The 13,590-nt window shown below is 46.6% G+C and carries 7 protein-coding genes; all 7 read left to right on the top strand.

Features of this window, described 5'->3' with window-relative positions; genetic code table 11:
* Window positions 1-153 precede the first annotated feature (153 nt).
* The 7 genes from CPIN_RS13410 to CPIN_RS13440 all read left to right on the top strand — a co-directional run bounded on the left by CPIN_RS13410 (window position 154) and on the right by CPIN_RS13440 (window position 13,513).
* On the top strand, window positions 154-462 hold the full coding sequence (locus tag CPIN_RS13410) for a DUF6660 family protein (protein WP_012790346.1): 309 nt from the start codon (window positions 154-156) through the stop codon (window positions 460-462).
* A gap of 237 nt (window positions 463-699) precedes the next feature.
* Entirely contained in the window at window positions 700-5,079 is a 4,380-nt protein-coding gene (locus CPIN_RS13415; RefSeq protein ID WP_012790347.1) for a CusA/CzcA family heavy metal efflux RND transporter, read from the top strand.
* A 12-nt stretch (window positions 5,080-5,091) separates the two neighbouring features.
* Window positions 5,092-6,342, top strand: coding sequence for an efflux RND transporter periplasmic adaptor subunit (locus CPIN_RS13420; protein ID WP_012790348.1), 1,251 nt, complete (start codon window positions 5,092-5,094; stop codon window positions 6,340-6,342).
* A gap of 71 nt (window positions 6,343-6,413) precedes the next feature.
* Window positions 6,414-8,447: a heavy metal translocating P-type ATPase gene (locus CPIN_RS13425; protein WP_012790349.1), complete on the top strand. Its 2,034-nt coding sequence runs from the start codon at window positions 6,414-6,416 to the stop codon at window positions 8,445-8,447.
* An 87-nt stretch (window positions 8,448-8,534) separates the two neighbouring features.
* The gene (locus tag CPIN_RS13430; RefSeq protein WP_044221515.1) at window positions 8,535-10,835 is read left to right on the top strand and encodes a S9 family peptidase; all 2,301 of its coding nucleotides are present in this window, start codon (window positions 8,535-8,537) and stop codon (window positions 10,833-10,835) included.
* A gap of 872 nt (window positions 10,836-11,707) precedes the next feature.
* Window positions 11,708-12,586 carry an NmrA family NAD(P)-binding protein gene (locus tag CPIN_RS13435; protein WP_012790351.1) on the top strand — a complete coding sequence of 293 codons (879 nt, stop codon included), beginning with the start codon at window positions 11,708-11,710 and terminating at the stop codon, window positions 12,584-12,586.
* An 84-nt stretch (window positions 12,587-12,670) separates the two neighbouring features.
* Window positions 12,671-13,513 carry an SDR family NAD(P)-dependent oxidoreductase gene (locus tag CPIN_RS13440; protein ID WP_012790352.1) on the top strand — a complete coding sequence of 281 codons (843 nt, stop codon included), beginning with the start codon at window positions 12,671-12,673 and terminating at the stop codon, window positions 13,511-13,513.
* Window positions 13,514-13,590: the final 77 nt, after the last annotated feature.

Here is a 13,590-nt window from a genome sequence, read left to right on the forward strand (position 1 = left end):
TTTATAATAAACTAGCACAAGATAAGGCAAAACGATGATCCGTTACTATTACAAACGGAGCAATACAGTACCCTATTCGCTGAAAAACCGGTTTGCAACGCAGTTGTTGTTTTAGTTGTTGGTGATATTCCGATAACATTTTAACTTTACATCATGCGAATTGCCACTTTCATATTAAGTCTGGTTATGTTCGTGCTCGGCTTCGTGCCCTGCGCTGATGCAAACCGCTTGCCTGAAGGCAATACGCAGACGATGACGCAGAACCATGAACATAATAGTCAGCACAATGATGAATGCACTCCTTTATGTTCCTGCGCATGTTGTTCCGTTCCTTACTACCAGGTTCATTTAGATCCTATTACTATTGCCATCAGTAACTTACCAGAACCGGTGTATGCGTCTTATCTGTCTTCTCCGGTAATAAAGATTTCCGCCTCTATCTGGCAACCTCCCCGGTTTTAATCTATTTCTTATTTATTCATCTCTTCAACCTGAGTGGGACCATCCCACATAGGTAACTCATTCATTCATCTGAAACACGTATGCCTGCCAGTTCCTAAAACAGGACTGCTGCACATGCCTGTATCTGCCAGATAAATTGCCTTATGTTACGTCTGTTATAGACGCCGCCGTCGCATGATGTGATCTGTTGCGGTATTACGCTCTTGCAGATCGTAACCGCGATTAAAATAGTTGGAAATGCTAAATAGAATCATTCAATTTTCCATAAAGAATAAGTTGATCATTGCGCTCATGACTTTGGGCCTGGTCATCTGGGGGATCTACTCGCTGAAAAAATTACCCATTGACGCCGTTCCCGATATTACGAATAACCAGGTACAGGTAATCACCTTGTCTCCATCGCTTGCAGCGCAGGAGGTAGAACGCCTGATATCTTTTCCTGTGGAGCAGGTGATGTCTACTATCCCCGAACTGGAACAGGTACGTTCTATCTCCAGGTTTGGCCTGTCAGTGGTGACCATCGTTTTTAATGACGATGTGGATATTTACTGGGCACGCCAGCAGGTTAACGAGAAGCTGGCCGAGGCTAAGAATAATATACCCGCAGGTCTGGGTAATCCGGAGATCTCGCCTATATCAACCGGACTGGGAGAAATATACCAGTATGTTATTCACGCAAAGCCTGGTTTTGAAGAAAAGTACAATGCCAGGGAGTTACGTAGTATACAGGACTGGATCGTGCGTCGACAGCTGTTGGGAACACCCGGTGTAGCCGAAGTGAACAGTTTCGGTGGATTACTCAAGCAGTACGAAATAGCACTCGATCCGGATAAATTGCGTAGCTATAATCTCAGCATCACAGAGATCTTTAATGCACTGCAACTGAACAGCCGGAACGCCGGTGGTGCCTATATAGATAAAAAGCCGAATGCATATTTCATTCGTACAGAAGGTCTGGTGGAAAACCTGGATGATATTAATAAAATTGTTGTGAAAAATAGTGAAGCCGGTGTGCCCGTCCTGATACGTGACGTTGCCACGGTGCAGATCGGTAATTCCATCCGATATGGCGCCCTGACCCGTACTTCTGCGAATAGCAGCGGGGAGGCAGTAGGAGGAATCGTGATGATGTTGAAAGGCGCCAATGCCAAAAAGGTAGTAGGGGAAGTGAAATCGAGGATCGGACGTATTAGTAAAACCTTGCCGGAAGGGGTCGTTATAGAACCATTCCTGGATCGTAGCGCCCTGGTAGACCGGGCAATTGGTACCGTAGCCAAAAACCTGATCGAAGGCGCCCTGATCGTCATTTTTGTACTTGTGATATTCCTGGGCAACCTGCGGGCCGGATTAGTAGTGGCCTCCGTGATTCCATTAGCGATGCTCTTCGCCATCGGCATGATGAACGTTTTTGGTGTATCGGGCAACCTCATGAGTCTTGGTGCAATAGACTTCGGCCTTATTGTCGACGGTGCTGTGATCATCGTAGAAGCAACCATGCACCACCTTGGCCTCAAAAACCGGGGTAAACTAACGCAGGAGGAAATGGATGAGGAAGTACTGGAGTCCGCTGTAAAGATCCGTTCTGCTGCTGCTTTCGGCGAAATCATCATCCTGATCGTTTATCTGCCTATTCTCGCCCTGGTCGGTATTGAAGGTAAGATGTTCCGCCCGATGGCTGAAACCGTCTCTTTTGCCATCCTGGGAGCCTTTATACTGTCTATGACCTACGTTCCCATGGTATCAGCATTGGTATTGAGTAAGAATACCACACATAAGCGGACTTTCTCTGACCGTATGATGGATTTCCTGCACAGACGCTATATCCCTATCATAAAAGGTGCACTGAGAAAACGTTTGCTCGTTACTATTACAGCTGCCACCTTACTGGTGATAAGTATATTAGTCTTCTCCCGCATGGGTGGTGAATTTATTCCCAGCCTGGAAGAGGGTGATTTCGCGGTAGAGACCCGTCTGCTGACCGGTAGCTCCTTGTCGCAGACTATCGACAAGGTAAACCAGGCTTCCGCTATCCTGGTAAAGCAATTCCCCGAAGTAAAGGAAGTAGTCGGAAAGATCGGTGCTGCGGAAATACCAACTGATCCTATGCCGATGGAAGCCTGTGACCTGACCATCATCCTGAAAGATAAAAAGGAATGGACATCTGCCCGCAATAGGGACGAACTGACAGAAAAGATGAGCGAGGCGCTGAAACAGGTGCCGGGTGTAAACTTTGGCTTCTCTCAGCCTATACAATTACGCTCCAATGAATTGATATCAGGTGTAAGACAGGATATTGGTATAAAGATTTTTGGGGACGACCTCGACGTACTTACACAATTGTCAAAGAAGATCGGCACAATCGTTTCCAAAGTGGATGGTGCAAAAGATCTGTACCTGGAACAGGCGGAAGGCTTGCCTCAGATCGTTGTGAACATTAACCGTGACCGTATCGCACAGTATGGCCTGAGTGTAGAAAGTGTCAATGAAGCAGTAAATGCTGCTTTCGCCGGACAATCAGCGGGCCTGGTCTATGAAGGTGAACAACGATATGATATGGTCGTAAGACTATCACAACAAAACCGCCAGAGCATCGAAGATGTAAGGAATATATACATCACTTCTTCTACCGGTATTCAGGTACCACTGGAACAACTCGCAGATGTAACTTTTAAACTGGGCCCTAACCAGATCCAGCGTGAAGACACAAAGAGAAGGATTATAGTCGGACTCAACGTACGCGGAAAAGACATACAAAGTGTAGTAAATGAGATCGAAGGAAAGATCAATCAGCAGATCAAACTGCCCACCGGTTATTATATTACTTACGGTGGACAATTCGAAAACCTGAAAGCAGCCAGCGCCAGACTCTCCCTCGCCGTGCCGGTTGCCCTGGGATTGATCCTCCTGCTGCTCTATTTTACCTTCGGCTCTGTAAAACAATCGCTCCTCATATTCACCGCGATTCCGATGGCAGCTATCGGAGGAATCTTTGCCTTACTCCTGAGAGGGATGCCTTTCAGTATCTCGGCAGGTGTTGGTTTTATCGCCCTCTTTGGTGTGGCCGTATTAAATGGTATTGTGCTCATTACTGAGTTTAACCGCCTGCGGAAAGAAGATGACGGCTATTCACTGGATGAAATAGTGCTGAAAGGAACAGAAGTACGTCTACGACCGGTATTAATGACGGCAACAGTGGCTTCCCTCGGCTTTTTGCCAATGGCTATTTCAACTGCTGCCGGTGCAGAAGTACAGAAACCCTTAGCCTCAGTAGTGATTGGCGGATTGATCACCTCAACCATCCTTACCCTGGTCGTACTGCCGGTATTATACACCTACTTCGAAGGCTGGAAGCCTAAAATATCGAAACTGCCGGCAGTAGCCTCCATCATATTGCTGCTGGGATCACTCCTGACATTCTCCCCGGCAGCCAAAGCCCAGGATCAACGTAGCGGTCTGACTATGGAAGCGGCTATCCAAACCGCCATCAAAAACAATTCTGCCATCCGTTCCGCTAATCTGGAGATCGACCGGCAACAGGCATTAAAAGGAACATCAGGAGACATCGGTAAAACGAACCTGGATGTCCAGTATGGACAGTTCAACAGTAATAACCGGGATAATAACATCACCATATCCCAGTCTATTCCTTATCCAGGCGTATTAAAGAATCGTAGCAAACTGGCGGAGGCGCGTATCGAAGGTGCAAAGACCGGACTGGCAGTAAATCAGACCGGACTGATTTACGAAGTAAGGAGTGCATATGGACAATTATCCTACTACTATGCACTGGAAGTACTGTATAAACAACAGGATTCTATCTATGGAAGATTTCAGAAAGCGGCGGCCCTCCGTTATCAGACAGGCGAAACAAGACTCCTGGAGTCCGCCACCGCCGAGACCCAGCGCAATGAAATACATAATCAGATGGAGAAGAACGAGGCGGACATTCGCGCTTATAAAGCAGAATTACAACGCCTGCTGAACACGCCGGATGATATCATACTCGCTGAAGAAGAGTACAAGCCCGATGCATATTTATTAACACCGCCTGACACCAATACACAGCAAAGTCCCTTACTGGCACAGCAGAAACAACAGGTTGAAATCGCAGAAAGGGCTGTACATCTTGAACGTTCTTTGTCCGCGCCAGACTTTACCCTGGGTTACTTTAACCAGTCTATTATCGGTATGCAGAATGTCAACGGACAGGATGTATACTTCGGTGGGGGAAAGCGTTTCCAGGGACTGCAGGCCGGTATTGCTATCCCGATATTCTTCAGGTCCTTCGCTTCCCGCGTGAAAGCTGCGAAGATCGAAAAGCAGATAGCCGAAAGTCAGTTAATGTTATTGCAGAACAATCTGCAGGGAGAATACAAACAGGCATACCAGGAAATGCTAAAGAATGCGCGCAGTATTGAATATTACCAGAAAAGCGCATTGCCCAACGCAGTGCTTATTCTGAAGCAGGCGCAGCTATCCTTTCAGAATGGAGAAGTGGGTTATGTGGAGTATCTGCAGGCACTCAGGACGGCTTCAGACCTGCGTTTTAATTATCTGCAAACAGTCAATCAATATAATCAATCAGTTTACCGGATCAAATACCTGGTTGGTCTATAAATGAGCATAAGTATGAACAATAAAATAAAAAACCTCTTCGTAATAACAATTGCAAGCGTGATGGTAGTAACCTTCAGCGCCTGCGGAGGAAAGAAAGCAGCAGAAACGAATACAACAGGAGAAGAAGGACATACAGAAAACGAAAATATAGTAGAGGTCACACCGGCACAATACCAGTCAGTCGGTGTGAAACTGGGTGCGGCTGAAATGAAAGCGATCAGTGGTCTGCTGAAAGTGAATGGCTATATTGATGTGCCTCCGCAAAACCTGGCAAGCGTCACCACACAAATGGGGGGAATCATCAAATCAACGCCGCTGTTACAGGGAAGTACGGTTAAAAAAGGAGAGGTGATAGCGGTACTGGAAAACCAGGACTATGTGCAGTTGCAGCAGGACTACCTGGAAAGTAAAAGCCAGCTGGAACTGACTGACGCGGAATACGAGCGCCAGCAGACACTCGCCAGCGAGAACGTAAACTCAAAAAAAGTCCTGCAGCAGGCAAAAGCACAATACCAGGTTGCCCAGGCAAGAGAAAGTGCGTTTCGCCAGCGCCTGCAGCTGATTAATATCGATGCGTCTTCGTTGACACCTTCCAACATACGGAGCCGTGTAAACGTCTATTCTCCCGTAAGTGGTTATGTAACAAAAGTGAACGTTAATGGCGGGAAATTTGTTAATCCTAATGATGTGATGTTTGAAATAGTAGACGGCGCAGATCTTCATGTGGAGCTGAACGTATTCGAGAAAGATGCAGTCATGGTGAAACCCGGTCAGCGGGTACGCTTTACACTGGCGGGCGAAACGACTGAACAGATAGCAACCGTGCAGCTGGTGGGGCGGGAGATCAGACCTGATAAAACTGTCACTGTCCATGCAATTGCGGATGGCGGCAGTAAGGCATTCCTGCCGGGAACCTACCTGAAAGCCCTGATAGAAACCGGCGAAACGCAGGCGCTTGCCTTGCCGGAAAACGCCATTGTAGATTTCAGTGGAAAGAAATACATATTTGTCGAAACTGTGGCGCCGGCTGGTGAGCATACCTCTAAGGAAAAGGCATCTGCCAGTGGAGACATGGGGACGCCAGTAACAGGTACAGAAAAAATACACTATTTTGAAATGATCGAAATCGCTGTTGGGAATGCTGATGGAGGTTTTGTGCAGGTGGAACTACCAAAAGATAGAAATGTAAATGGTAAAATCGTTCTTAATGGTGCATACGACCTGTTGTCAAAACTAAAGAACAGTGAAGAAGAAGGACATTAATGTTCTTCTTCCCTCCCTTAAATATGACCTGTAAAATCGCCTGTTATACCTGTTATTAACCTTAAAGTATCATGAGTAATAGTCAACACACGAATCATAAAGGACCGCACGAAGCGCATGATCATCAGCATGAACATGCGCATAAACATGGAGGTCTCTTCGGAGAAAGCACGGAATTGATCTTCTCACTAATATGTGGCGCATTCCTCCTCGCAGGATTTCTGGATGAAAAGTTATTGCAGCTCCAACCTGCCTGGATTGGAATTGCCATTTTTGTGATAGCCTACATTTTTGGTGCATTCTTCACCATAAAAGAAGCAGTAGAAAGTATCAGCAAAGGTCAGTTTGAAATTGATTTCCTCATGTTGGTGGCTGCTGCAGGTGCTGCTGCTTTGGGGGAGTGGGCAGAGGGTGCATTATTGTTATTCCTGTTTAGCCTGGGGCATTCGCTTGAACACATGGCTATGGAAAAAGCCCGGAAGTCAATTGAAGCACTGGCCGGCCTGGCGCCTAAAACGGCTTTGATACGTCGTAATGGATCGCAGGTCGAGGTGCCAGTAGAGGAATTAAAGAAAGGAGATGTTGTATTGGTAAAACCCAATAGCAAAATACCGGCAGATGGTATTGTCGTATCGGGTACCAGTGCCGTAAACCAGGCGCCTGTCACCGGGGAAAGTATACCTGTTGAAAAGGTAGCGGTCTCTGATCCCGGAACAGATTATCCGGACGAAAAGAAAATCCCCGGACAGCATAAAGTATTTGCAGGAACAATCAATGGAGCCGCCGTCCTTGAGATCAAAACTTTAAAAGAAGCAAAAGACTCTACGTTGGCCCGTGTCGTGCAGATGGTAAAAGAAGCAGAACAGCAACAATCTCCCACACAACAATTCACTAAGAGGATAGAAAGGTTTTATGTGCCGGCAGTATTGATATTGGTGACCTTACTGTTGTTTGCTTTTCTTGTCATCGATGAATCATTCAGCAAAAGCTTTTATCGCGCCATGGCTGTACTGGTGGCTGCAAGTCCTTGTGCGCTGGCTATTTCAACGCCAAGTGCGGTTTTAAGTGGTGTAGCAAGAGCTGCCAGACAAGGAGTGTTAATCAAAGGTGGACGTCCCCTGGAAGATCTTGGCGTATTGACGGCACTGGCATTTGATAAAACAGGTACACTGACAGAAGGAAAACCCAGGCTGAACACCATCGTCACACTGAATGGAACCAGCGAGAAGGAACTTTTAAGGGTAGCTGTTGCCGTAGAAAAGCAAAGCGATCATCCACTGGCATCTGCCATTGTAAAAGGTGGTATGGAGAAGTTGGGGAATACCAGCATCGAAGATGCAGACAATGTAAAAGCCGTCATGGGAAAAGGGGTAGAGGCCGGCCTGAAAGGAGAGAAGGTCTGGATAGGTAACGACGAACTATTTAAAGCTATCGGAGGCGCTGATATACCAGCAGATATCACACAGAAAATAGCAGCGTTACAGCAGGAAGGAAATACCGCCATGCTGGTCCGTAAGGGAGATATTTATCTCGGTATATTGGGTGTAATGGATCTGCCAAGACCGGAAGCCGCATCTGTACTCAGCGAATTAAAAGAGATGGGCATCAAAAAGATGGTCATGCTGACGGGTGATAACCAACTCGTTGCCGATGCGGTAGCTAAAAAGATCGGCATTACGGAAGCACGGGGAAGCCTACTGCCGGAAGAAAAGGTCGCCGCCATTGATGAATTACGGAAACAGGAAAACAAACTGGCGATGGTAGGTGATGGGGTGAATGACGCCCCTGCAATGGCCAAAAGCACCGTCGGAATTGCCATGGGAGCCGCCGGTAGTGATGTGGCCCTGGAAACGGCAGACATTGCCTTAATGGCCGATAAAATTGATAATCTGCCCTTTGCAATCGGGCTGAGTCGGAAAAGCAAAGCCGTGATCCGGCAGAACCTGGTTGTCAGCCTCGGCGTAGTGGCCATCCTAATACCCCTGACGATCTCCGGTGTCGCCAATATCGGTCCGGCTATCATCGCACACGAAGGATCAACCCTGTTGGTGGTCTTTAATGCCTTACGTTTACTTGTGTACAAAAGAAATATGAACAACAGATAAGTATGCAGGGGACTTATATCTGGTAATTTACCTTCACAATCTTACCTTTAAGTCCGAACTAACAAGCCCATGCATCTGGAATTGAATATGAACAAACTACTTTTAACCGTTTCCTGTGTTCTTGCAGCCAGCCAGCTGTATGCGCAGCAAGCGCTGACGGCCGACAACTACCGCTTCGCCGAAAGCCGGCTTATTTATAACACCTCCCAGCTGATAGACAACCTTCCGGTCGCACCCGAGTGGCTGGAAGATGGCAGGTGCTGGTACCGTACATTAACGGCCCGCGGTGCTGAGTTTATTCTCGTCAATCCGGCTAAAGCAACCCGTACTGCCGCTTTCGATCATGAGAAACTGGCAGCAGCGCTATCCCGGGCAACAGGTAAAACCTATCAGGCCTACGCATTGCCCTTCCGCAGTTTCCGATTTATAAACGCTGATAAAAGTATCAGTTTTAATGTAGCAGGGGATGCCTGGACTTGTGACTTACAGTCTTATCAATGTCAGAAAGCTAAGCAGACAACTGAAAATAGTGTGACTTACGGTCCCAATGAAGTAGTCTCCCCTGATGGTCGTCTCGCAGCCTTTATAAAAGACGATAACTTATGGGTGCGCGAAATCTCCGGTGGTGCTGAACGTGCATTGACCACAGATGGCATAAAGGACTTCGGATACGCCACTGACAATGCCGGCTGGCACAGCAGCGATAAACCCGTATTACGCTGGTCACATGACTCCCGTAAAATTGCCACCTTCAAACAGGACCAGCGCCAGGTAAGCGATATGTACCTCGTTACTACTAATATCGGTAAACCAGTGCTGAAAGCCTGGAAATACCCATTAGCAGGAGATCCGGTGATTGCCATGATCCACCGGGTGATCATTGATGTTGATCAGGCAAAAGTGATTCCGATACAGGTACCGGCCGATCCGCATCGTGGCACCCTCAGTGATGATATTTCTTCCAGCGGCACCTTCGACGATGTTGACTGGAGTGATGATAATACCGAACTGGCATTCGTATCTACCTCACGGAATCACAAACAGGAGAAACTGCGTATCGCTAACGCAGCTACCGGCGCAGTACGTGAAGTGCTGGAAGAAAACGTAGCTACCCAGTTTGAATCCGGACAAGATGCGATCAACTGGCATTATCTGAAGAAAACGAATGAAATTATCTGGTATAGCGAACGTGATGACTGGGGACACTTGTACCTCTATGATGCAACAACCGGACGTGTAAAGAACCAGATCACCAAAGGACAATGGCTGGTTACCAGCGTGCAGCGGGTCGATGAAAAGAATAGAATGATATTCTTTAACGCCTGTGGTCTGGATGCGCATAACCCTTATTTCAGCCATTTTTGTAAAGTAAATTTTGATGGCAGCGGCTTCACTGATCTGACACCTGAGACGGGCAACCACAAACTGAGCTTCTCTCCCGATGAACAATACTTCGTGGATAGCTATTCTCAACCAGACGTTCCTCCAATCACTGTTTTACGCAACCTGAAAGGTAAATTGATGGTGAGCCTGGAAAAGACCGATATCTCACGCCTGACAGCTACTGGCTGGAAAGCGCCTGTGCCTTTCTCCGTAAAAGCCCACGATGGGAAAACCGACATTTATGGTGTAATGTTTACGCCGACTCATCTCGATAGCCAAAAGAAATATCCTATTATTGATTATATCTACCCTGGTCCGCAGGGAGGTGGCGTACGTGACTGGTCTTTCCTGCCAGCCCGTCTGGACCACCAGGCGCTCGCAGAGCTTGGATTCATTGTGATGGTACTGGAAGGAACCAGTAACCCGCTCCGCAGTAAAAGTTACCATGATATGAACTACGGTAACATGGCAGAAAATACGCTGCCTGATCAGATCACCGGTATACGTCAACTGGCAGCCCGTTACACCTACATCGACACCAGCCGCGTAGGTATCTGGGGCCACTCCGGAGGAGGTTTCGCCACTGCCGCCGCATTATTCCGTTATCCGGATTTCTTCAAGGTAGGTATCTCAGAATCAGGTAACCACGAAAATCGTAGCTATGAAGATGATTGGGGAGAGCGTTATAATGGATTGACATCCGAGTCAGACTATGCCAAACAGGCAAATGCCCTCTATGCCGGTAACCTGAAAGGAAAACTGTTGCTGGCACATGGTATGATGGATGATAATGTGCCTCCTTATAACACTTTACTGGTGATAGATGCGTTGACAAAAGCCAATAAGGACTATGATCTGATCGTATTCCCACATGCCAGACATGGTTTCGCAGGAGATGGACCTTACATGATGCGCCGCAGATGGGATTATTTTGTTCGTAACCTGCTTCACCAGGAGCCGCCAAAAGAATACCAGCTAATGAGCAAACAGGATCCGAGGAATTAACCCTGTTGGGCCAGACCTCGTAGAAATGATGTGGTAGGCAAAAAAAGCACTTCCCTAAGGATGCAGAATTGTTCCTTATACCTGGTGTAATAATGGCCTGCACATTAAGTAAATATTACACTTCGTACGGGTGCTATATTGCACCACTTTAATTAATAAACAATTAAACTATTATAAACTTGCGTCAAACCGCGCGCGAAGTTTAGCGATCAGAAAATAGTAGAAATACTGAAAAGCTCCTGTAATTACAGGGGCTTTTTAATTTCAATACAATCGAGTTTTAAGTACCCAAATTTTGACTGTTGAATGTTTTGTGTTTTAGGGGGTGCCTGTATTTAGTGGCTTAAAGGGGCTCCTTTTGATGTTTTTGTAGATGTGGATCAGAAATAAAACCGGGACGGTCGCGTTACTGCTTAGCGAATCCGATGTGCAAAATTACCCATCGTATGGAGCTTCTCCCTATATACTCCGTGTATAAGCATGCATACGTCGTGTATGAAGTATGTTATCAAGGGCCGGAGTAAACAAATGGCTTATCGCGCTATTATACCTGACCTGCATTATGTAAAAGCTCCTGCTCCCAGGAATTGGTATGGGAGCTTTTTAAACCCACGGCCGGCTATAAAAATAATGATCAGACCATTTATTCCCGGTACTAATGACCATATCCAGGATTTGTAATTACTATTAATCACAGGTTGGGAGATACCCACGCTGATTTTTTTGTAAAAGTAAAAGCACATCCTCTCACAGGGATGGCTAACATTGATACTATTGAGGCATAGTTGAAATTCATAAATATTACGTTGACAAGGCTAACGTAATGCTTCACAGGATGTATGACCTCTGATCTAAAGCAAAAACATACAGATATGAATAAGCAATTCAAAGTTTTGGTGACCGGGGCAACAGGCAAGAGCGGCGGAAGTGCTGTTGAAGAGTTGCTCAGGTTGGGCTTTCCGGTGAGGGCCTTAGTACATAGTCAGGACGAACGTTCCGAGAAGCTTGCAGCTCGGGGGGTGGAAATAGTAGTAGGAGATTTATTGCGGTTTGATGATATGTCAGCAGCAATGAAGGGTATTGATACCGCGTATTTCTGTTTCCCGGTCCTGACACCGGGCGTTTTGCCGGCAACGGCTTATTTCGCCCAGGCAGCCCGAGAGGCGGGGCTTAAAGGTATCGTTAATATGTCTCAGGTATCGGCCAGACGTAATGCTAAAAGTAACGCTGCTCAGGACCATTGGTTGGGTGAAAGGTTACTGGACATGTCAGGTGTGCCAGTGACGCACTTGAGACCGACTTTTTTTGATGATTGGTTTTTATACATCCGGGAAGATATCCGGCAAAACAATATAATTAAGCTGCCCTTTGGAAAAGGTCGCTGGGCTCCGGTGGATTCTGATGATCTTGGACGTGTCGTGGCCGCAATTCTTGTAAATCCCGGTGAATATGCGGGTAAAACCCTTAATCTCTATGGCCCTGAAGAATATGATGTGTTTGAGATGAGCGAAATTCTTTCGGATGTACTGGGTCGGAAAATTACCTACGATCCGGTCAGCATACAGGAATTTACTAAAGCAGACGCTGAAAAAGGAGCTCATACTCATTTTACCCAGCATGTCACCCATGTTGCGCAGGATTGTCTTGATGGCATATTTGCAGGTACAAATGATAATGTAGCATCGATCACTGGCCAGAAACCAACAACACTTGCTGAATTTTTCGCGAGAACGAGAGCAGCATTCGAATAATCAATAATGATTGCCCTACCAGGGGGCAGATCGAAATCCGATAGGTTTTAAATAATGGAATAGTCTAATAAATAAAATATAATTATGGAACAGAAAATATGGTTTGTAACAGGTGCGAGTAAAGGATTCGGTTTAGAGATCGTAAAAGCGGTACTTGCTGCCGGAGATAAAGTGGTTGCTACTGTCAGAGGTAATGTGGAACAATTGGAAGCCGCATTGGGAAATGTCCCTGAGCTGCTGGTTGTGAATATGGATGTAGTAAATGAACAGGAAGTTCAGCAGGCTGTTGGTACAGCGATAACAAGGTTTGGAAGACTGGATGTGGTTGTAAATAATGCAGGTTTTGGCATTGTGGCTGCCATCGAGGAAGCTTCCGATGAAGAGACGAGAAAACAATACGATACAAATGTATTCGGGCTGCTGAATGTAGTGCGGGCTGTGTTACCGCATTTGCGCCGGCACCGTTCAGGACATATTATCAATTTCTCTTCCTTGTTTGGGTATGGTGCTATCCCGGGATTCGCACTATATGGGTCTACTAAATTTGCTGTGGAAGGTATCTCTGAAGGATTGGCGCTCGAGCTGGCCCCTTTTAATATAAAAGTCACTTCGCTGGCGCCCGGATTATTTCGTACTCAATTCCTGAGTACCGGCTCCCATGTTTATGCAACAAATCCGATTGCAGATTATGAATCAACCGCAGTAGGACAGATGAAAAGTCTGCCCGCCTCCCTGCATGGTAATCAGTCGGGAGATCCGGCTAAATTGGCAAAAGTGGTCGTTGAGCTGGCCGGAGTGGAGAATCCCCCTGTTCATCTGCCCGTAGGTAAGGACGCCCTGGAGATATATAGGTCCGGCAGAGCGAAAACAGATGAAGAGATCAATGCCTGGGTGGGGAAATTCAGTGCTACTGAAATAGATAGCTAAATTAGTACGAAAAAGACCAGATGTCCTAAATTGTATAAAATATGTCCTTTGGGGCAAATTTCCTGGTCTTTAAATTT

Origin of the sequence: Chitinophaga pinensis DSM 2588 (genome assembly GCF_000024005.1) — a bacterium.
Taxonomy (GTDB): Bacteria; Bacteroidota; Bacteroidia; order Chitinophagales; family Chitinophagaceae; genus Chitinophaga; species Chitinophaga pinensis.